This is a genomic window from Kitasatospora sp. NPDC001683, assembly GCF_053596495.1.
This window is the reverse complement of record NZ_JBSFGK010000097.1, coordinates 1-20585: the sequence shown is the minus strand read 5'-3', so window position 1 is coordinate 20585 and position 20585 is coordinate 1. Positions and strand designations below refer to the sequence as shown.

Genomic DNA, 20585 nt, shown 5'->3' with positions numbered 1-20585 from the left:
CGGGTGGATCGGCCGGATCGAGTCGGGAGTCGGAGGGGGTGGGGGCGTAGGCGCAAGGCGAGCTCCTCCGTCGAAGCCACGGGGAGTCGACGGTAGGGGCGCTACTGGCCGGTTGGCTAGTGGCGCGCATGCCAGTTCGCCTGCGGTGTACCCGAGTTGAACCACGATGCGGCTGTTTGTTCAGCCCCCGGAACCCGCCAGTGCGAGGGCCCGCCGGCGGATCTCGGCAGCCTTCTCCACGTCGCTGCCGGACACCGCGTCGACCCCGGCCGGTGTCCGTCGGACATCATCGTGTGGCACCACCAATGGTGGCTGCGCCCGGTCGTTGAACGCCATGGGCCGGATCGTGGCGTGTGACCGGCGCGTCCGGCCTTGTCGTGTGGGTGGTGGTCGACTCTCACTGTCAGTGAGGTCGGCTAGGGTCACTCGCGTCGGTGGAGATCGTCCGTCGTGAGTCGGCGGGGCAGGGGGCGTGTGGTGACGGGGACTGGGGTGGAGGCGGGCCGGCTTCGGGCGGTGCCGGAGGGAATCACGCACGGGGTCAGTCGGGAACTGCTCGCGGCTGGGGAGTTGTGCTGGTCGCGGGCGTACCTGGACTTGGAGGCTTCGGGGGAGGAGCCGGTGCAGTCGGCCGCGTCCTGGTACGAGCGGCAGGGGGTGAAGGGCGGCGTCGAGGGGTTGTACGTGCTGGGGGAGGCACAGTACGAGGCCTTCGAGGGGCCGGTCACGGTGCTGCTGGACGGTGTGAGCGGTGAGGTGTTCCTGGCCCGGCCGGACAGTGATGACGTGCTGCAGCGGGATCTGTTGGCCAGCAGTCCGGAGTGCCTGATCGCGCTGGCAGCCGAGATCGAGGCGGTCGGCGGGAAGGCATCGTACGGTGTGGCGGCCGTCGCCGAGGTCGAACGGGCCGTGCGGCAACGGCTGCGTGAGGCCGACCCGGAGCTGTTCCGGCGGACGGACGACCGGCCCGGGCACTGGGAGACGGCGCTGACGATCCGTGCCCTCGCCTGGGGTGCTGGGGCCGGGGGCCCGGAGGAGCTGGCGTACGCCGTCACGCCGGTCCTGGTCGAGGACCTGGCGACGTTGGCGGGGGAGGGTAGCGTCCGGCGGTTCGAGGAGGCCGAGCTGCCCGCGGGTCTCAGCCACGGTCCGACCCGCCGCCTGCTCACCGAGATCGGCCTGCCGGTCTCCGACCGGTGCGTGCTCAGTGTCGATGCCGAGGGGCCGCTGCGCACGCTGGCGGAGGGCTTCCCGGAGAACTACGACCCGGACGGCGAGGACGACGAGGACGAGTCGTCGACCCGTCCGCACCAGGCTGACTTCCTGCTCGTCGGCGGATGGATGTACGACTTCGTGGTCGCGCTCGACGGTGCCACCGGTCGGGTCGAACTCCCGGACTGGTGGGACGACGGCGAGCCGGCGGCCTACCTGCACCGCGACCTGTCCGCCCTGCTGTACACGCTCTGGACGTTCGAGCGCCTTCGTGCGGCTCGGCGCGAGGCGGAACACCCGCGGACGCCGGGGCCGTGGTCGGTGTTCGAGCCGTCCGAACTCCTCGACAGCGTGGCCGAGGGTGTCATGCGCGCACTCGATCCGGAGGCGTTCGCCAGCGAGAGCCACTTCTGGCCGATACGGGTCGACGACGGGCACATGGGCGGTTTGCTGGAGTGACGGAGCGAGTGGCGACCTGAAGGTGTTCGCTGGCCGAACCGCGCGGCTGCTGGTCGGGAACGACGGTGACGCGCCGCTGGAACTGATCGTGGAGCCGTGGGCCGAGGCCTACCAGATCCTGCCGAGTCAGACCCGCGTCATTTGTCACTCACTCGCCGACGGACGACGGTTGCTGGTCCGGAACGCTGCGCCGGGACGAGCCCTTCCAGGTCGACAGTCGGCGGGATCCGGTCACGGTGTGGGCCAACGGCCCTTGCTTCCACCTCAGTGACCTGGCGGGCAATGCGATCGATGCGGCCGACTGGCAGTGCCCCGGCCCGGGGGCCGGATTCTGCGGCGGCGGGTTGGCGCCGGGGCCTTCGCCGCGACCGAGGACTGCTCCCGTGGCGGAGAGGAGCACCGCGCGGGTGTGGCTGCCGCCGGCGTCGATGCCGAGGTGGAGGGGACTGTTCATCAAACGGCTCCCGGGGTCGGATTCCTGGGAGCCGAGCACACTTCGGGGGTCGGCAGTCGAGAACAGGGCTGCCGACCCCCGGTGCCGTGCTCGGCTCAGTCGGGCAGGTGCAGGGCAGGGTCCGCGGGGCCCTGGGTGTGGCGGGTGAAGCGGACCTGGAGGCCGGCGCGTTCCGGGGAGCAGCAGAACGGGCCGGCCGTGGCGGTGGCGTCCGGGGCGAGCGGCGCGAGGCGGACGAGGCGCCAGGGGCCGTCCTCGCAGCGGGCGCGGATGGTCACGGCGTCGCCGGTGCGGCTGGCGCGGATGGTGACCGGGCGGCCGTGCCAGTCGGGGACGGGCGCGAGCGACCAGTCGGAGACGCCGTGGGTGACCACCGCGCCGACGTGCGGGAGGCCGTCGCTCATCTCGACTCCGGCTTTGATCCAGGTGCTGGGGTCGACCCGGATCAGCAGGCCGGCTTGGTCGTAGAGGGCAGTGAAGTCCGCGAGGAAGGTGACCTCGGAGGCGCTGCCCGGCGGGAAGCCGGTGAGCAGCGCGTGCCCGTCGTCGCGGACGAAGCCGTAGCTGGTGGTGCGCCAGAAGTCGGTGCGGTCGCGGGCGGTGACCAGGAGGTCGGCGCCGTCAGTCCGTACGTGCTCCGGTTCGTTGAGCCAGCTGCCCTCGTGCCAGGGGATGTCGCGGGGCGGGTGGTGCATGCGGACGTCCTCTCGGTTAGCTTCCTGAAAGTTGCTGAAATAACTGGAAGGACATCCAATCACTGGCCCGGGCGGCAAACGCCGACCAGGTCAGGGCTTGAGGACCAGGCGGATCGGGTTGCCCTCCTTGCGCTCCAGCGCCTCGACCGCGCGGGCGGCGTCGGCCAGCGGGAAGGTGCCGCTGACCCAGCGGGCGGGCTCCAGGAGGAGGCGCTGGCCGAGGCGATGGCCGCGGCCGCGCCCGAGCGCAGCGGCGCCGGGGCGGTGGAGAAAGGCCCCGCGCCGCGCCGGTGGGACCGGCGCGGCGCGCGGTTCGCAGTTCGCAGCGAGGTCAGGCGGTGGGCGCCAGCCGGGCCGCGAGGGCGTCGGTGTCCGGGAGGAACCAGATGTGGGAGCCCCGGTTCGACTCGAGGACGAGCGAGCGCAGCGCCGAACTGGCCTTCAGATGGCGGGAGATGTCGCCGAGGACGGCCAGCCGGACGTGGTAGTTGACGAACTTCTGCATCACCTCGCCGGCGAACCCGGTGCTCAGCGCGAAGAACGAGTCGTCCAGCCGGTCGGCGGGCACGGCGACCAGCTCGGCGCCGTCGTACGTCGCGCCGATGAGGTCCAGTGCGTCCTGCACGGTGGTGATCGTGGGCCCGGCGGGGTCGCACACGAGCACCTGCACCCCGCTCAGTTCCTGCACTGTGTCTGCCATGGCGCTCTCTCCTGCCGGTCGGGCCCGCTGAGCCGGATGTGATCACCCGGGTACGGGCCCCAATCTAGGCCGGACGGAGGGTGGTTCGGAAACGATTTACCGCTTGTGGTGGCTACTTGCCGGACCGGCCGCGGCCCGCCGGTGCCGCGATGCGCACCCGGGTGGTGGGGGCCGCCTGCTCGATGTCCTCCAGCTGGGCCAGGACGGTCGCGCGCAGGTCGTCGTCGTCCTCGAAGTGGTGGTCGTTGAAGAGGGTGTAGCCCGTCCACATCAGGTTGGCGCAGACCCGGGCCGGCACCCGCCCGGTCTGGGCGCCCATGCCGACCAGCGCCACCGAGCGGATGCTGCCCGGCGCCAGCCGGTTCTGCCGGTGGACGGCCTGGAAGGCGGCCGCGCAGGCCAGGGCCACGTTGAGGGTCTCGCTCACGTTCTGCGAGGAGGTCTGCATCGTGGGCGCCGATATCAGGAACTTCGGGTTGACCGCTCCGGACGGCACGCAGACGGCGCTGCCCACCGGCAGCGTGCCCGCGTACCGGTCGCGGATCGCCCGCTGCACCTTCAGCTGGATGCCGGCCCCCAGGTGCCGCTTGATCGCCGCGTCCGTCCCGCCGTCCATCCGGCCGCGGGAGTTGGTGGGGCTGACCCAGGCGTCGACCTGCTCGGCGAGGATGGAGCCGTGCCGGATCTCGACGTCGGGGACGTCGGCGAAGGCCGCCCGCCACGACTCGACCACCGTCGCGTTGAGGTCCGTCAGCACCACCCTGAGCGGGGACTGCGCGCGGTCCGTCGTCATGCTGTCACTCCTGTAGTTCGTCGAGCTGTTTCCCGCTGTCGACCACGACGCTAGCGCGACCCACTGACAATCCGTCCGCCGCCGACCGGCAGCCCCGGATTGTCAGTCCCGGCTGTTAGGAATGTGCTGTCCGCCAGCGAGCTGACGGTCAATCAGTTGTTGTAGAGCCGATCCAGCCGGAGTACCACCATGAGCGCTGCCGAATCCTCCGCCCCCGTCCAGGCCGACCCGAACGACCCGCTGGCCCTCGCGGAGCTCTTCCGGGGCGGCGGCGAGCCGTGGCTCCCGCTGCTGAAGCCGGTCATCGAGGCGCAACCCGGCGCGGCCTCGTTCATCGGCCCGGGCCGCAGCCCGGAGGTCGTGCCGGTCCGCGAGCTGACCTTCCAGGCGCTCAAGCCGCACGCCCCGCACAAGTGGAAGGTCGTGGTCTTCGGCCAGAACCCGTACCCGCGGCCGGAGAGCGCCACCGGCATCGCCATGTTCGACAACGCCTTCCACGACTGGAAGGACAGCCAGTTCGGCCGGGTGATCAGCATCCGCTGCATCATCAAGGCCGCGGCGATGTGGAAGTACGGGATCCCCAAGAAGACGCCGATCGCGGACATCCGCGCGCTGCTGAAGAAGGAGGAGACGGTCCAGCCGCCGGAGTGGTTCCAGGCGATGCTCACCCAGGGCGTGCTGCTGCTGAACGCGGCGCTCACCGCCAGCGCCGACGGTTCGATGGGCCCGGACGTGCACACCGGGTTCTGGCGGCCGGTGGCGGAGCGGATAGTCGAGGAGATCCTCCGGGCCAAGCAGCAGGCGGCGGAGGAGGACCGGGGAGTCGTCTTCGCCTGGTGGGGTGCGCACGCGCGCAGCCTGAAGAGCGTCGTGAAGCGGTTGGAGAAGAAGTACCCCGAGGTCGAGGTCCGGCACATCGACCACGCCAACCCGGCGGCCCAGGGGGACATCTTCTGCGACAACGACCACTTCGCCACGGTGAACGCCGCCCTCGCCTCGCTCGGCGCGGACCAGATCGACTGGCTCCCGAGCAAGGGCTGGAACGCCGCCGCGGCGCAGGGCGGTGACGCGGACGGCGGCGTCGCCGAGCGGATGGGCGCGTTCATCGCCTCCACCATGGAACTGCACCAGCTCTACCTGGACCGGCTCGCGAGCGTCAAGGACGAGGGGCTCGAACTCCCGGCGATCAGCGGGGTGTTCGACACGCCGCTGATGGACTTCCGGGAGGCCGTGGCCCCGGTCGCCGGACTGCTCCGCGGCCTGGACCGGCACGTCGCGCTCTCGCACGAGTTCGGTCGGCGGCGGGCGGAGGAGGGGGCGGCCTCCGGCCTGTCCGCGGACGCGATCGCCGCGCTGTACCTGTACACCTGCGAGTCCGCGTTCTACCGGGAGATCAACGCGGTGCTGCGCTCCCCGGACCGCGGCCGGCTCGTCCCGTACCTGCCGTACCTGCGGCTGCTGTTCGCGGCGGTGGCGCAGTTGCCGGTGCGCACCGAACCGCTCTGGCGCGGGGTGTCGCTGGACCTGCGCCGGCAGTACCCGCTCGGACGGACGGTGACGTGGTGGGGCGTGTCGTCCTGCACGTCCGAGCTCGGCGTGGCGAAGTCGTTCCTCGGCAGCCGGGGCAAGCGGACGCTGTTCGAGGTGCGGCCGCTGCGCGCCACGGGCATCCAGCGGTTCTCGGCGTTCACCGGGGAGGAGGAGTACATCCTGCTGCCCGGCACCCAGTTGGAGGTCACGGACGTGCAGGCGCAGCGCGGCGGGCTGTGCACCGTGACGCTGACCGAGATCGCGGAGGGGCCGCTGGTGTCCTGAGAACCTCCGTTCCGGCCCGGTCGAATGCCCTGACCGAGTCAGCTGCTCCACGCCCGCCCCGCTCCCGGCCCCGCAAGCGGCCGCCCGAATCGCTGCCGGAGGTCAGAACACCCGGCGCAGCCAGCCGTGCCGGTCCTCCGCCCGTCCGTACTGGACGTCCAGGAGGTGCTCGCGGAGGGCGAAGGTCTTTGCTGGAGCACCTCTTCCCGGACGCGATCCTCGCGGACCCCCAGGACGCCGCCGTGTTCGGCCTCAACGCCTTCTCGGACGGCCACAACGCGGTCCTGCCGCAGGCGGCCACAGGCCTGACCGAGCGCCTGCGGGAGCGGGGCTTCAACCCGATCGGGGTGGACACCACCGAGCTCCTCAAGGCCGGCGGCGCCGTCAAGTGCTGCACCCTCGAGCTGCGCCCGTAGGGCATCCCATGCTGGTACGCGCCCCCGTGCCGGCACGCCCGCCCGGTCCGGCCGGCGGGCCGGCGGTTCCGACTCGTTGACGGACCGCTGACCAGCTCCTTAGGGTAAACGGGGCGATCGTTCCGATATGTCCGTCCGAGTCGGCAGCGGTCGCCCCGAGGAGAGGAGCAGTCGTGACGTCCCAGGAGTCCGCGCCGCCGATGCGCGCCGACGCGCGCCGCAACCGGGCTCGGGTGCTGGAGGCCGCGCAGGCCGCCTTCGCCACTGACGGCCTGCTGGTCCCACTGGACGAGATCGCCCGCCGGGCCGGGGTCGGCGCCGGGACGGTGTACCGGCACTTCCCGACCAAGGAGGCGCTGTTCGACGCGGTCATCCTGAACCGGATGGAGGGCCTGGTGCGACAGGCCCGCGAACTGGCCGGCGCCGGGCGGGACGACGAGGCGCTCTTCGAGTTCATCACCCACGTCGCGCGGGAGAGCGCGGCCAAGAAGGACCTGATCGACGCGCTCGCCGGCGCCGGCATCGACGTCTCGGCGAACCTCGCCGGGATCAACCGGGACCTGCGCTCGGCCATCGAGGAGCTGCTGGCGAGGGGGCAGCGGGCCGGTGCGGTCCGGTCGGACGTCGGCATCGACGCCCTGATGGCGCTGCTGCGGGGCATCGTCCTTGCCGGAGACCGGGAGCGGGACGACAAGCCGCTGATGGAGCGCGTGCTAAGCGTCCTGTGTGACGGGCTCCGGGCCACCGCGGCCCGCTGAGGCTCCGCCGCGCAGCAGCGGAACGCCCGCCCCGTTTCATGGACAACCGGGGCGGGCGTTCCGTATATTCGAACCGGGGCGATGGTTCCGGTTGAGTGTGGTCCCGGCGCTGCCCTGCCTCCCCATCACATTCCCGATCCGGCAAGGGAGTTCCCATGTCCGATGAGCAGCAGTGGTCCGCGGTCGAGGTCTTCCAGCGCTTCCTCGAGGCCTCGGTGAACAACGACTGGGACGCGGTGGCCGACAGCTACGCCGAGGACGTCGTCGTGGAGATCCCGTTCGCCCCGCCGGGCGTGCCGGTCGCCACCCGGGGCCGGGAGGTCCTGCGCGCCCGCTTCCACGGCGCCGCCGGCATCCGCCGGTTCACCGGCTCCTCGGACGTCGTCATCACCCGGAGCGACGACCCTGAGGTCATCTTCGCCGAGTACCAGCTCCTCGGCGCCGCGGTGGCGACCGGCAAGGCCTTCGCCTCCCGCTACGTGATGAGGCTGACCGTCCGCGACGGCCTGATCGTGCACTCCCGCGACTACGGCAACCCGATCGCCACCGCCGTGGCGCTGGACCGGGTCCCCGAACTGCTCGCGGCACTGACGAACAACCAGGGCAGCCAGGGTGATCAAGGGTGACCAGGGCGGCCGGGGCGACTGAACGCCTCGTCCTGGTCGCCGAGTCGGCCCCGGGGGACGTCCGCACCCCGGGGCCGACGGCCGTCCCGCCGGGCGCCCCTGTCCGGCCGCCGGTGGCGTCCGCCAGGGCGCGAACGGCACCGGCGTGCGCCGGGCGTGACGTTCACGAATCAATGACACTGGGTAGTCGACTGAGTGCGCAAGGTGGCCGAGTGGTGGGTGATGCAGAGAGCGAGCGACGATGTCGGAACACGAGGAGTGCGGCGCGCGGGCCGAGGCGGAGGGCCTGGCGGGGCGACGCGTGCCGCCGCAGGGCAGACGTGGTGAGGCCGGGGAGGCGGAGGAGGCCGAACCCGGGAGACCGCCCGGACCGCAGGCGCCGCCGCCCGGGGCGGGGAGCGGGGCGGGGAGCGGGCGCGGCGGCGACGCGGCGGTCCGCTGGCCCGACCTGATGCTGCCGCTGCTGCGCACCCCGACCACCGCCCGTCCCCTGGTCGAGGAGGACCTCGGCGCCGGAGCGGACGAGCCGGGGCCCGCCGAGGTGGCCGCGGTGCTGGATCTGGCGCTGCTGGTGGGCGAGTTGATGCTGGCCTGCGGGGAGGCCGCGGAGGGCGTCGAGGCGGCGATGCTCGCCGTGGCGCGGACGTACCGGGCCCGGCCCTGCGATCCCCAGGTCACCTTCACCCGGGTGGCGATCTCCTACCAACAGGGCCCGGGCGAGCCACCGGTGACGGCCGAGCGGACGGTGCACCACCCGGGCGGGGACTACGCGGGGCTGGCGGCACTGTTCCGGCTGGTCACCGAGATCACTGCGGGCGGGCTCGCCGTGGACGCCGCCCACCGTCGGCTCCGGGCCGTGCGCCGGCACCGGCGGCACTACCCGGTGTGGGCCCTGGTGCTGTCCTCAGGCCTGCTGGCCGGCGTCGCGACACTGCTGATCGGCGGCCGGGCCGACGCCCGGGCCTGGCTGGTGTTCGTCTGCGCCGTCGTCGCGGCGATGGCCGGCAACCGACTCGCGGCGCTGGTCGGGCGGCACGACCTGCCGGAGTTCTACCGGATCGCGACGGCCGCGACCCCGGCGGCGGTGGTCGGCATCCTGATGTCCTTCAACCAACTGCACCTGCGCGGCTCGGTGGTGATCACCGGCGGGCTGTACGCGCTGCTGCCCGGCTGGCCGATGGTGGCGGCGGTGCAGGACGGCCTCGCGGGCTTCTACCTCACCGCCGCCGCGCGGCTGCTGGAGGTGCTGTACCTGTTGGCGGGCGTGGTGGTCGGGGTGATGTCCGTGCTCTACGTCGGGGTCAACAACGGCGCCGACCTGGCCGCCCAGAGCGTGCCGACGTCGCTGTCGAACCCGCCCCTCCAACTGGCGGCGGCGATCCTGCTCGCCCTGGCCTTCGCGGTGCTGCTCAACACCGAGCGGGCCACGCTGCCGGCCGTCCTGGTCAACAGCGTGGCGGGCTGGACGACGTACGCCGTGCTGGTCGACGCCGGCGGGGAGCCGATCATGGCCACCGGCCTCGCCGCCGTGCTGGTGGGCCTGTCCGGCCAGCTCATGGCGCGCTACCGGGGCAGTTCCGCGCTGCCGTTCGTCACCGCCGCCCTGGGGCCGCTGCTGCCCGGTGCGCTGCTGTACTTCGGGCTGCTCGCGTTCGTCCGGGGCGAACCGGAGACCGGGCTGAGCGGCCTCGGACGGGCCACGGCCACGGCGATGGCCCTCGCGATCGGCGTGAACCTGGGCCGGGAGGCGGCCCGGCTCTTCCTCCCGGCCACGGGCGCGCCGCCGCCCGCCCGCCGGCGCGGGGGGCGCCACCGCCGCTGAGATCCGACCGCCGGCACGGGCATGAACGCGCGGGACCCGGTTGGACGGGTGGGGCAAACGCCTCCGATCGGAAGGCCGTGGCCGACCTCTCCCACCCGCCCGCAGCACCGGCCGAGCCCCGGCCGGAGGGCGACTGCCGCACCCCCGCGGGCGCGCTCCCCTTCCCTGCCCGCCCTCGGGAACGGCACCGCCGCGAGGAAACGGGAGGAAGCGGCGAAGGCCGTCTGTGCCGGGTGTGCGGTCCGGGTGGAGTGCCGTCGGTCCGCGCTCGCGGCGCGGGAACCGTACGGCGTCCGGGGCGGGCTGACCGCCGCCGAGCGCCGCGCCCTGTTCACCGGCGATCCCTCCCCGTCGGCCGCCTGACGCCTGACGCCTGACACCTGGCGTTTGAAAATCGCAGGTCGTGGGCCGATCGGGGTTTGGCAGGCCCCGGCGGCGGTAGACGCGGCTCATGGGTACGGCCGGAGAGGTGACGGCTCCGCCGCCCCAGGGACGGCTGACGGCGCCAGGCGCGCCGTGGCCGGCCTTCCCGATCGCCGTCCCCGTCATCCTCAAGGAGGACATCGTGCTCATTCTCGGCGTCATCCTGCTCGTCGTCGGCTTCCTCCTCGGGCTTCCGATCCTGTGGACGATCGGCATCATCCTGGTCGTGATCGGCTTCGCCCTCTGGCTCGCGGGGGCCGTCGGACACGCCATCGGTGGCCGTCGCCACTACTACTGACCAGCCCGAGCAGTCGCACACGACCGCGCCGGTACGGACAGCCGTCCGTACCGGCGCAAGGTCATGTCCTTCCGGTCAGGGCGCCCCGGCTCAGGGCGCCACGGCGTCCGCCGCCGGCGGCTCCGGCTGCTCGTCGTCGGCCGTCCCGGCCTTCCGCCGGACGTCGGCGGGGGTGGGGGCGGTGATCGACCGCTCCTCGGCGGACCGCTCCCGGTCCCCGACCTCCCCCTGCGCCTTCTCCCGGACGTCGCCCGGGGTCGGGGCGGTGATCGACCGCTCCTCGGCGGACCGCTCCCGGGTGGGTTCGTCCGGCTGGGTCCCGTTGTCGTCACGCGTGGTCATGGCTCGCTCCCCTTCCGAGGCGTCGGCGGCTGGACGCCCCGGCGGGTGCCCGGAAACGCGGTCCCGAACCGTCGGACGGACGGAACCGCGAGCGAGCCGGCGCCCACCTCGCACGGCCAGGGGCCTGAACGCGTGCGCGGGCCCATTGACTGCTCCGGCCCCGGTGACCGATGCTGCTGCAGACTAAGCAAGCGCTTGGTCACGGCGGGAGCCGATCGATGCCCGGCGCCTTCGAGGTGCCCGGACCGTCCGGGCGCGGCTCGCCGCCGATGCCCCGGACCCCTCGAAAGGCAGGCCCCGCCGTGACCTCCCCGCTGCTCTCCCGCCGCGATCTCGACTTCCTGCTGTACGAATGGCTGGACGTCCAGTCGCTCACCGGGCGGCCGCGCTACGCCGACCATTCGCGCGAGACCTTCGACGCAGCCCTGGACCTCAGCGAGCAGGTCGCCACCCGGCACTTCGCGCCGCACAACAAGCGGAACGACGCCGAGGAGCCGCGCTTCGACGGCGAGCGGGTCCACATCATCCCCGAGGTCAAGGAAGCGCTGACCGTCTTCGCCGGCACCGGCCTGCTCGGCAGCGCCATGGACTACGAGATCGGCGGCGCCCAGCTGCCCTGCGTCGTCGCCAACGCCTGCTTCGCCTGGTTCCAGGCCGCCAACCCGGGCACCGCGGCCTATCCGTTCCTGACCGTGGGCAACGCCAACCTGCTGCTGGCGCACGGCAGTGGCGAGCAGATCGAGACCTACGTCCGGCCCATGGTGGAGGGGCGGTTCTTCGGCACCATGTGCCTGTCGGAGCCGCAGGCCGGATCCTCGCTCGCCGACCTGCGCACCCGGGCCGAACCGCAGGCCGACGGCACGTACCGGCTGTTCGGCAACAAGATGTGGATCTCGGGCGGCGAGCACGAACTGTCCGAGAACATCGTCCACTTGGTGCTGGCCCGGATTCCCGGTGGACCGCCCGGGGTGAAGGGCCTGTCGCTGTTCATCGTGCCCAAGGTGCTGGTCGGCGCGGACGGCGCGCTCGGCGAGCGCAATGACGTCGTCCTGGCCGGGCTCAACCACAAGATGGGCTTCCGCGGCACCACCAACACGCTGCTCAACTTCGGCGAGGGCGTGCACCGGCCGGGCGGCCAGCCCGGCGCCGTCGGGCACCTCGTCGGCGAACCGCACCACGGGCTGGCCTACATGTTCCACATGATGAACGAGGCCCGGACCGGCGTCGGCCTCGGCGCCACCGCGCTCGGCTACACCGGCTACCTGCACGCCCTCGACTACGCCCGCACCCGCCCCCAGGGCCGTCCCGTCACGGCGAAGGCGGCCGGCGGTCCGCAGGTGCCGATCATCGCCCACGCCGACGTGCGCCGCATGCTGCTGGCCCAGAAGGCCTACGCGGAAGGGGCGTTGGCCCTGGTGCTGTACTGCGGCCGACTCCTCGACGAGGAACGCACCGGCGCCTCGCCCGAGGACCGCTCCCGTGCCAAGCTGCTGCTGGACGTCCTCACGCCCATCGCCAAGAGCTGGCCCTCCCAGTGGTGTCTGGAAGCCAACAACCTCGCCATCCAGGTGCACGGCGGCTACGGCTACACCCGCGAGTACAACGTCGAGCAGTTCTACCGCGACAACCGGCTCAACCCCATCCACGAAGGCACCCACGGCATCCACGGGCTCGACCTGCTCGGCCGCAAGGTCGTCATGGACGGCGGAGCGGGGCTGCGCCTGCTCGTCGAGACCGTCTCGGCGACCACCGAACGGGCCAAGGCCGCCGGCGGCGACGCCGCCGAGTACGCGGCGCGGCTCGTGGAAGCCGTCCAGCGCATCGTCTCGGTCACCAAGCGCCTGTGGGGAACCGGCGACCCGGAAACGGCCCTCGCCAACGCCAGCACCTACCTCGAAGCGGTCGGCCACACCGTCGTCGCCTGGCTCTGGCTGGAACAGTTCCTCGCCGCCGAAGCCGGCAACGAGCCCTTCCACGAGGGCAAGCGGCACGCCTGCCGGTTCTTCTACCGCTACGAACTCCCGAAGACCGAGGCCCAGTTCCAGCTCCTGGAGAGCCTGGACCGCACCACGGTCGAGATCCCCGACGACGCGTTCTGAACCCTGGCCGGCCGCTGCCGGTGCGGGCGGTGAGGAGGACGCCGGCGAGGGCGGTGAATCGGCCGCCGGCCGATCTTCCTGTTGGAAGTTGTTGACTGATGGTGATTCAAGCCTCATGCTTTGGCGCGATCGATCACAATCCCCCATCCTCACCCCCCGCGGGAGACGATCATGAGCCTTCGGTGCCTGTCGCGAACATGCCAGGCCTTCGGCGCGACCCTGCTCCTGTTACTCGGTCCGTCCGCCGCCCACGCCGCAGCGCCGGCCGCCGGCACGTCCGGCACCTCCGTCGCGCCCGTCACGGCCATCACCCTCGACGCCACCAAGCCCGGCCTGACCTTCGACGGCGTCGGCGCGATCTCCGGCGGCGGCGGCAACTCCCGCCTGCTGGCCGACTATCCGGAGCCGCAGCGCAGCCAACTGCTCGACTACCTGTTCAAGCCCGGCTACGGCGCCTCGCTGCAGGTGCTGAAGCTGGAGATCGGCGGCGACACCAACTCCACCGACGGCGCCGAACCCAGCATCGAGCACACCAAGGGCACCGTCGACTGCAACCAGGGCTACGAGTGGTGGCTGGCCGAGCAGGCCCAGGCCCGCAACCCGGACATCAAGTTCTACGGCCTGACCTGGGGCGCTCCCGGCTGGATCGGCAACACCGGCAGCGGCGGCAACTTCTGGTCCCAGGACACCGTCGACTACCTGATGTCCTGGATGGGCTGCGCTGCCCAGCACCACCTGAACGTCTCCTACCTGGGCGGGTGGAACGAGCGCGGCTTCAACGCCGCCTGGTACGAGAACCTCAAGAGCGCGCTGGTCTCGCACGGCTACGCTGCCACCAAGGTCGTCGCCGCCGACGACACCTGGGCCGTGGCCGACGCCATGGCCACCGATCCGGCGTTCAAGAACGCCGTGGACGTCGTCGGCGTCCACTACCCCTGCGGCTACATGAGCAACTTCAGCAGCTGCCCCAGCACGGCCAACGCCCGGGCGCTCGGCAAGCCGCTGTGGGCGAGCGAGAACGGCTCCGAGGACGCCAACGACGGCGCCGGCGCGGTCGCCCGTGGGATCAACCGCGACTACCTCGACGGCAAGATGACCTCCTTCATCAACTGGCCGGTCATCGCCGCGCTCTACCCCAACCTGTACTTCTCCACCGACGGCATGTCGATCGCCAACCAGCCATGGTCCGGCAACTACACGATCGGCAAGACCACCTGGGTCACCGCGCACACCACCCAGTTCGCCAAGCCGGGCTGGCACTACATCGACTCCGCCGGCGGCTACCTCGGCGGCGCGCGCACCAACGGCAGCTACGTCACCCTGAAGTCCACCGACAACAGCGACTACAGCACCGTCATCGAGACCATGGACGCCACCGCCGCCCAGAGCGCGAGCTTCACCGTCACCGGCGGCCTGTCCACCGGCCAGGTCCACGTCTGGTCCACCGACCTGACCTCCACCAACCCCGCCAACTGGTTCGTCCACACCCAGGACCTCACCCCGGTCAACGGCCGCTACGCCCTCACCCTCCAGTCCGGCCGCGTCTACACCGTCACCACCACCAGCGGCCAGGGCAAGGGCACCGCCACCCCGCCGGCCACCGCCCCGCTCGGGCTGCCCTACGCGGACGACTTCGAGACCCCGGCCACCACGACCTCCCCGAAGTACTTCACCGACATGAACGGCGCCTTCCGGACCGCGGCCTGCGGCGGCGGCCGCACCGGCACCTGCCTGAGCCAGATGGCCCCGACCACGCCGATCCGCTGGACCGACGAGAAGTACGACGCCCCGTACACCATGATGGGCGACGGCAGCTGGTCCAACTACACCGTCACGGCCGACGCCCTGTTCGAGCAGTCCAGCACCGTCGAACTCCTCGGCCGGGTCAACCAGCAGGGTCGCAACAACAACGGACTGAACGCCTACCACCTGCGGGTCAGCGACACCGGCGCCTGGTCCATCGACAGGAGCGACACCAGCTGGAACTTCACCACCCTCGCCGCCGGCACCACCACCAGCCCGCTCGGCACCGGCAGCTGGCACACCCTCGCGCTGTCGATGCAGAACAGCACGCTCACCGCGAGCATCGACGGCGTCGCCGTGGGCAGCGCCACCGACGGCGCCTTCACCAACGGCCAGGCCGGACTCGGTGTGACGGACTACCGCACCGACCAGTTCGACAACTTCGCCCTGACCCCCGGCACGCCCACCACCCACACCGGCCCGATCACCTCGGCCCTGCCCGGCAAGTGCGCCGACGCCTCGGACCCCACCGCCGTACAGCTCTGGGACTGCGACGGCGGCGCCGCACAGATCTGGACCCGCACCAACGGCACCCTCACCCACGACGGCAAGTGCCTCGACGTCACCGGCCAGGGCACCGCCAACGGCACCCCGGTCGAACTGTGGGCCTGCAACGGCGGCGCCAACCAGCAGTGGACGCCCCAGTCCGACGGCACGCTGAAGAGCACCCAGTCCGGCCGCTGCCTCGACGACCCGGCGGCAGCCACCGCCAACGGCACCCGGCTGGAGATCTGGGACTGCAACGGCGGCGCCAACCAGCGCTGGACCCTGCCGTAGTACCTCCGGGCGCCGTGCGCCCGCCCGCTCCCAGGGCGCTGCACACGGCGCCCGGGTCAGCACGTCAGTCGGCCCGGTCGGGGGAGCACCCTGACCGGGCCGAACGCCCATGTGCCGTCAACCGACTTGCTGTCAGGGCTACTTGACGGTGTCGATGGAACCCACCGCACGGCCGACTCCGATGCGGACCCGGCCGCTACGGCCCGTTCCTAGACGTGGTGGACGTCGACCCCCTGGGCGGCGGACCGCTCGACGAGTTCGTCACCACCGCGCCGGGTGGGACGAGCGCGGCGGCGGCCTTGGCGAGGCGCTGCTTCTCCCCGGCCTGGCGCGCGGTCTTGTAGCGGAGCGGCAGGTCGTACGCGACTCCGCTCAGGATCGCGCCACCGCGCGTGCGGACCAGCAGCCGCCGACGGGCGCGCTCGTCCATGTCCCGTCGCGCGGTGGCCGGGGAGACCTCCAGCAGTTCGGCGGCCGTCGCCACATCGATCCGGCCCCGGCCGCCCAGGATTTCGAGCAGGCGGGACCACCGGTCGTGCGGGCCCATCGTCACTCCGCCGATCCGGATGTTTCGATCACGAGCCAGTCGCTGCCGATCGGATCGGCGTGCGAGCGGCACGTTACGCCTTCTGTGCTCAGTATTGCTCATAGATGACGCATTAAGCTATGAATGGATCAGTTTCAAGCATCCGCTTGCGATCCGAGCGGACGTCCCGAGCGGACGTCCCGAGCGGACGTCCCGAGCGGACGTCCCGGGCGGACCGACGCCCGAGTACCGACCGAACCCCCGCGCCCCTATCGAGGAGAGCCCTGGATGAGTCACGTCGAGCAGGAGATCGCCAGCCAGCCGGAGTGCTGGCGCCGTGCGCTGGAGCTGGAGCCCGCAGGCCTTCCGGAGCAGGGCGAGCGGGTGGCCGTGATCGGCTGCGGCACGTCGCTGTACATCGCCCAGGCGTACGCGTCGCTGCGTGAATCCGCCGGCCTGGGGGAGACCGACGCGTTCGCGGCCTCCGAGTTCCCGGCCGCCCGCGGCTACGACCGGCTGGTCGCGATCAGCCGTTCCGGCACGACGACCGAGGTGCTGGCCGCCCTCGCCCGTGCCGACCACATCCCGAGCACGGCGCTCACCGGTGACCTCGACACGCCGATCCGTACGGCCGCGGACACCGTGGTGGACCTCTCGTTCGCGGACGAGAAGTCGGTGGTGCAGACCCGCTTCGCCACCACGGCGCTGGCGCTGCTGCGCGGCCACCTGGGCCTGGCCCCGGCCGACCTGCCCGAGCAGGCCGCGCGGGCACTGGTCGAGCCGCTGCCCGAAGGCGCCGTCGCCGCGGGCCAGTTCACGTTCGTGGGCACCGGCTGGACGGTCGGCCTGGCCAACGAGGCGGCGCTCAAGCTCCGCGAGGCGTCCGGTGTCTGGACCGAGTCCTACCCGGCGATGGAGTACCGGCACGGCCCGATCAGCATCGCCGCCCCGGGCCGGGTGGTCTGGTTCTTCGGTGAACCGCCGGCCGGGCTGCTGGAGCAGGTCCAGGGCATCGGCGCGATCACCTCGGTGAGCGCCCTGGACCCGCTGGCCGATCTGGTGCGCGCCCAGCGCCTGGCCGTGGAGCTGGCCGAGGCCGGCGGCCTGGACCCCGACCGGCCGCGCAACCTGACCCGCTCCATCGTGCTGGCCCAGCCGTGACGACCGTGATCGCCCTCGATGTCGGCGGCACCTACGTCAAGGGCGGCGTGGTCGGCGAGGACGGCGTTCTGCGCGGCCGGGACCGCTGGTTCACCGGCGCCGAGCGCGGCCCGGACGCGGTGCTGGGGACGGTGCTGGCGGCGGCCCGCGTGCTGGCCGACCGGCACCGCCCGGCCGCGGCGGGCATCGCGGTGCCCGGCATCGTCGACGAGGCGGCGGGCACCGCGATCCTCGCGGCCAACCTCGGTTGGCGCCGACTGCCGGTCCGGGACTGGCTCGCGGAGGAACTGGGCCTGCCGGTGGCGCTGGGCCACGACGTGCGGGCCGGCGGCCTGGCCGAGGCCCGCGTCGGGGCCGGCCGTGGCAGCCGGGACTTCCTCTTCGTCCCGGTCGGCACCGGCATCGCGGCGGCGCTGATGTCCGACGGGCAGGCGGTGACCGGCAGCCACGTACGGGCCGGCGAGCTCGGACACCTGGTGGTCCGGCCCGGCGGCCGGCCGTGCCCCTGCGGCGGCCGGGGCTGCCTGGAGACCGTCGCCTCCGCGGCCGCCGTCGCTCGCCGCTACACCGCCGCCACCGGGGAGGGCGGGGTCACCGCCAAGGACGTCGGCGAGCGCGCCGCCGCCGGGGACCAGGCCGCCCTCACGGTCTGGAACGAGGCGATCGAGGCGCTCGCCGACGCCCTGGCCGCCGCCGTCACGCTGCTCGACCCCGAGCGGATCGTGATCGGCGGCGGCCTCGCCCGGGCCGGCGACCCGTACTTCACGCCGCTGCGCGCGGCGCTCGCCGAGCGGCTCACCTTCCAGACGGTGCCGCGGATCGTCCCGGCCGAACTCGGTCACGAGGCCGGCTGCCACGGCGCCGCCCTCCTCGGCCACGATCTGCTGCGGCGGAAGGCCGGCCGGTGATCCTGACCGTCACGCTCAACGCCGCGCTCGACGTCACCTACCGGATCGGCCGGCTGCGCCCGCAGGGCAGCAACCGGGTGCGCGCGACGGCCGAGCGGGCGGGCGGCAAGGGCGTCAACGTCGCCCGCGTCCTGCACGCCCTCGGCCGGCCGACCGCCGTCACCGGGCTGGTCGGCGGGCTCACCGGCCAGGCGATCCGCGGTGAACTCGCCGCCGCGGGTCTGGCCGACCGCATGCTGGCGATCGAGGGCGAGTCCCGGCGGACCGTGGCCGTGGTCGAGGAGAGCGTCGGGGACACCACGATCCTGCTCGAACCCGGCCCGGTGGTCGGGGCCGAGGAGTGGGCAGGCTTCCTCGACCACCTCGCCGCGCTGCTGCCGCAGGCCGCGGCGGTGGTCCTCTCCGGCAGCCTGCCGCGCGGCGTCCCCGACGACGCCTACGCGCAGCTGCTCGGCCTCGCGCACGCCCGCGGCGTCCCGGCGGTGCTCGACGCCGACGGACCGGTCCTGCGCGCGGGGCTGCCGGCCGGACCGGACCTGGTCAAGCCGAACGCCGACGAACTCGCCGCCGCCACCGGGCTGACGGACCCCGTCGCCGCCGCCGGTGCGCTGGTCGACGCCGGAGCCGGGGCGGTGGTCGCATCACTCGGCCCCGACGGCCTCATCGCCGTGACACCGCAGGGGAGTTGGCGAGCCCGCTCGCCCGAACGGCTGGCCGGCAACCCCACCGGCGCCGGCGACGCCGCGGTCGCCGCACTCACCCTGGGCCTGGTCACCGGCACCCCGTGGGTCGACCGGCTCGCCGAGGCCGTGGCACTCTCCGCGGCCGCCGTCGCCGCACCGCTGGCCGGTGACTTCGACCCTGCCGTCCACCGGGCGCTGCGGCCCCGGGTGGACGTCCAACCACTCCACCGTCCGAGGAGTTCCTGATGCCCCTGGCCGGAACCGGCGCCCTCGTCACCCCCGCGGCGGACGCCGCGCGCGGGGTGGGCGCCTTCAACGTCATCCAGCTCGAACACGCCCAGGCCATCGTGGCGGGCGCCGAGGCCGCCGACGCCCCGGTGGTCCTGCAGTTGAGCCAGAACGCCGTCCGCTACCACGGCGCGCTCGCCCCGATGGCCTCCGCCGTGCTCGCCACCGCCCGCACCGCCGCCGTGCCGGTCGCGGTCCACCTCGACCACGCGACCTCCGCCGACCTGGTGGCCGAGGCCGTCGAACTCGGCTTCTCCTCGGTCATGTTCGACGCCTCCGTGCTGCCGTACGAGGAGAACGTCCGCGCCACCGCCGAGGTGGTCGCCCGCTGCCACGCGGCAGGAGTGTGGGTGGAGGCCGAACTCGGCGAGGTCGGCGGCAAGGACGGGGTGCACGCTCCCGGCGCCCGCACCGACCCCGCCGAAGCGGCCGGCTACGTCGCCGCCACCGGTGTCGACGCCCTCGCCGTGGCCGTCGGGACCTCCCACGCCATGCTCACCCGCGATGCCGTCCTCGACTTCGACCTGATCGCCGAACTGCGCGCGGCCGTCCCCGTCCCGCTGGTCCTGCACGGCTCCTCCGGCGTGGCAGACGAACACCTGACCCGTGCGGTCGAGCGCGGCATGACCAAGGTCAACATCGCCACCCACCTCAACCAGGTCTTCACCGGCGCCGTGCGGCGCACTCTCGACGCCGACCCGTCGCTCGTCGACACCCGCCGCTACCTCGGCTCCGGACGCGCGGCCATGGCGGCGGAGGTCACCCGGCTGCTGGGCGTCCTCAAGGCGGCCTGACCATGCTGAACGAGGCCCGTCCCGGGTGGGGCGGGCCTCGCTGTCGTGCTGTCCGGGGCGCGGTTCAGGCGGACTTGACGGTGGCGAACTTCTCGCCGCCGAGGACCCATCGGCCCTGGCGCATCACGGCGACCAGGTCGTAGCCGGTGGAGTCGACCACGACCAGGTCGGCGAGCTTGCCGGTCTCCAGGGTGCCGATGGAGTCGGCGAGGCCGAGCAGCCGGGCCGGGGTGGTGGAGAGCGACTCGACGGCCTCGCCGAGGGTCAACTTCTGGACCTGGATGGCCCGTTGGAAGGCGCGGTCGAGCGTGAGGGTCGACCCGGCGATGGAGCTGCCATCGGGGAGCATCGCGACGCCGTCCTTGACCTCGACCTGGAGCGGGCCGAGTGGGTAGCGGCCGTCGCCCATGCCGGCGGCGCCCATGGCGTCGGTGATCAGGGCGACGCGGCCGGGCCCGGCGGTGCCGTAGGCGAGGTCGAGGACGGACGGGTGCAGATGTACTCCGTCGTTGATCAGCTCGACGGTGACCCGCTCGTCCTCCAGCAGCGCCACGACCGGGCCGGGGGCGCGGTGGCCGATGCCGGGCATGCCGTTGAAGAGGTGGGTGGCGACGCTCGCGCCGGCCTCTATCGCCTCCAGGGTGGTGGGGTAGTCGGAGTCGGTGTGGCCGACGGCGGCGATGACGCCGAGGTCGGCGAGCATGCGCACCGAGTCGAGGCCGCCGGGGAGTTC

19 protein-coding genes and 2 pseudogenes are annotated in these 20585 nt (G+C 72.7%); 14 read left to right on the top strand and 7 right to left on the bottom strand.

Translation table 11 applies throughout. The features are described 5' to 3' along the window. Positions 1-180: 180 nt before the first annotated feature. The gene (locus tag ACWCYO_RS33855) at positions 181-336 is read right to left on the bottom strand and encodes a hypothetical protein (RefSeq protein ID WP_449786345.1); all 156 of its coding nucleotides are present in this window, start codon (positions 334-336) and stop codon (positions 181-183) included. Between the two features lie 285 nt (positions 337-621). Here ACWCYO_RS33855 and ACWCYO_RS33850 point away from each other — a divergent pair, with 285 nt between their 5' ends. Beyond that, positions 622-1671 carry an SUKH-4 family immunity protein gene (locus tag ACWCYO_RS33850; RefSeq protein WP_449786344.1) on the top strand — a complete coding sequence of 350 codons (1050 nt, stop codon included), beginning with the start codon at positions 622-624 and terminating at the stop codon, positions 1669-1671. A gap of 549 nt (positions 1672-2220) precedes the next feature. On the opposite strand, the gene ACWCYO_RS33845 is transcribed toward ACWCYO_RS33850, so the two are convergent. The 3 genes from ACWCYO_RS33845 to ACWCYO_RS33835 all read right to left on the bottom strand — a co-directional run bounded on the left by ACWCYO_RS33845 (position 2221) and on the right by ACWCYO_RS33835 (position 4313). Beyond that, positions 2221-2820 carry a DUF1349 domain-containing protein gene (locus ACWCYO_RS33845; RefSeq protein ID WP_270148952.1) on the bottom strand — a complete coding sequence of 200 codons (600 nt, stop codon included), beginning with the start codon at positions 2818-2820 and terminating at the stop codon, positions 2221-2223. 331 nt (positions 2821-3151) lie between these two features. Next, positions 3152-3520 (bottom strand): DUF4180 domain-containing protein, encoded by a 369-nt coding sequence (locus ACWCYO_RS33840; protein ID WP_449786343.1) that lies wholly within the window; start codon positions 3518-3520, stop codon positions 3152-3154. A gap of 112 nt (positions 3521-3632) precedes the next feature. Further along, positions 3633-4313: a macro domain-containing protein gene (locus ACWCYO_RS33835; RefSeq protein ID WP_449786342.1), complete on the bottom strand. Its 681-nt coding sequence runs from the start codon at positions 4311-4313 to the stop codon at positions 3633-3635. 189 nt (positions 4314-4502) lie between these two features. Between ACWCYO_RS33835 and ACWCYO_RS33830 the strand changes: the two genes are divergently transcribed. The 7 genes and pseudogenes from ACWCYO_RS33830 (at position 4503) to ACWCYO_RS33800 (ending at position 10471) form a co-directional block, all read left to right on the top strand. After that, entirely contained in the window at positions 4503-6128 is a 1626-nt protein-coding gene (locus tag ACWCYO_RS33830; protein ID WP_270148958.1) for an ADP-ribosyltransferase domain-containing protein, read from the top strand. 191 nt (positions 6129-6319) lie between these two features. Next, positions 6320-6544 (top strand): annotated as a pseudogene (locus tag ACWCYO_RS33825) (amidinotransferase); the annotation flags it as partial. 173 nt (positions 6545-6717) lie between these two features. Then, positions 6718-7302 (top strand): TetR/AcrR family transcriptional regulator, encoded by a 585-nt coding sequence (locus ACWCYO_RS33820; protein WP_270148960.1) that lies wholly within the window; start codon positions 6718-6720, stop codon positions 7300-7302. 155 nt (positions 7303-7457) lie between these two features. Continuing rightward, the gene (locus ACWCYO_RS33815; RefSeq protein WP_449786341.1) at positions 7458-7928 is read left to right on the top strand and encodes a nuclear transport factor 2 family protein; all 471 of its coding nucleotides are present in this window, start codon (positions 7458-7460) and stop codon (positions 7926-7928) included. Between the two features lie 241 nt (positions 7929-8169). Then, positions 8170-9750, top strand: coding sequence for a threonine/serine ThrE exporter family protein (locus ACWCYO_RS33810; RefSeq protein ID WP_449786340.1), 1581 nt, complete (start codon positions 8170-8172; stop codon positions 9748-9750). 21 nt (positions 9751-9771) lie between these two features. Beyond that, the gene (locus tag ACWCYO_RS33805) at positions 9772-10113 is read left to right on the top strand and encodes a WhiB family transcriptional regulator (RefSeq protein WP_449786339.1); all 342 of its coding nucleotides are present in this window, start codon (positions 9772-9774) and stop codon (positions 10111-10113) included. 202 nt (positions 10114-10315) lie between these two features. Beyond that, positions 10316-10471: a DUF6131 family protein gene (locus ACWCYO_RS33800; RefSeq protein ID WP_270151389.1), complete on the top strand. Its 156-nt coding sequence runs from the start codon at positions 10316-10318 to the stop codon at positions 10469-10471. A gap of 90 nt (positions 10472-10561) precedes the next feature. Here the strand turns inward: ACWCYO_RS33800 and ACWCYO_RS33795 are convergent, their stop codons facing one another. Then, positions 10562-10813: a hypothetical protein gene (locus ACWCYO_RS33795; protein WP_270148966.1), complete on the bottom strand. Its 252-nt coding sequence runs from the start codon at positions 10811-10813 to the stop codon at positions 10562-10564. 269 nt (positions 10814-11082) lie between these two features. On the opposite strand from ACWCYO_RS33795, the gene ACWCYO_RS33790 reads away from it, so the two are divergent. After that, entirely contained in the window at positions 11083-12912 is a 1830-nt protein-coding gene (locus tag ACWCYO_RS33790; RefSeq protein ID WP_449786350.1) for an acyl-CoA dehydrogenase, read from the top strand. Between the two features lie 171 nt (positions 12913-13083). Next, positions 13084-15492 carry a ricin-type beta-trefoil lectin domain protein gene (locus ACWCYO_RS33785; protein ID WP_449786338.1) on the top strand — a complete coding sequence of 803 codons (2409 nt, stop codon included), beginning with the start codon at positions 13084-13086 and terminating at the stop codon, positions 15490-15492. 262 nt (positions 15493-15754) lie between these two features. Here ACWCYO_RS33785 and ACWCYO_RS33780 read toward each other — a convergent pair. Beyond that, positions 15755-16039, bottom strand: a pseudogene (locus tag ACWCYO_RS33780) (DeoR family transcriptional regulator); the annotation flags it as partial. 267 nt (positions 16040-16306) lie between these two features. On the opposite strand from ACWCYO_RS33780, the gene ACWCYO_RS33775 reads away from it, so the two are divergent. From ACWCYO_RS33775 to ACWCYO_RS33760, 4 genes are read left to right on the top strand one after another with little or no spacing between them, the layout of a single operon-like run. After that, positions 16307-17179 carry an SIS domain-containing protein gene (locus tag ACWCYO_RS33775; protein WP_270148970.1) on the top strand — a complete coding sequence of 291 codons (873 nt, stop codon included), beginning with the start codon at positions 16307-16309 and terminating at the stop codon, positions 17177-17179. Then, positions 17176-18087 (top strand): ROK family protein, encoded by a 912-nt coding sequence (locus ACWCYO_RS33770; RefSeq protein WP_270148971.1) that lies wholly within the window; start codon positions 17176-17178, stop codon positions 18085-18087. The genes ACWCYO_RS33775 and ACWCYO_RS33770 overlap by 4 nt, the downstream gene beginning before the upstream one ends. Next, a complete protein-coding gene (locus ACWCYO_RS33765; RefSeq protein ID WP_449786337.1) occupies positions 18084-19016 on the top strand; it encodes a 1-phosphofructokinase family hexose kinase in 933 nt (310 codons plus the stop codon). The genes ACWCYO_RS33770 and ACWCYO_RS33765 overlap by 4 nt, the downstream gene beginning before the upstream one ends. Continuing rightward, complete coding sequence (locus ACWCYO_RS33760; RefSeq protein ID WP_449786336.1) at positions 19016-19852, top strand: class II fructose-bisphosphate aldolase; 837 nt, start codon at positions 19016-19018, stop codon at positions 19850-19852. Before ACWCYO_RS33765 ends, ACWCYO_RS33760 begins: the two co-directional genes overlap by 1 nt. Before the next feature lie 64 nt (positions 19853-19916). On the opposite strand, the gene ACWCYO_RS33755 is transcribed toward ACWCYO_RS33760, so the two are convergent. Then, positions 19917-20585: N-acetylglucosamine-6-phosphate deacetylase (locus ACWCYO_RS33755; protein ID WP_449786335.1), on the bottom strand; the 669-nt coding region annotated here is incomplete at its 5' end.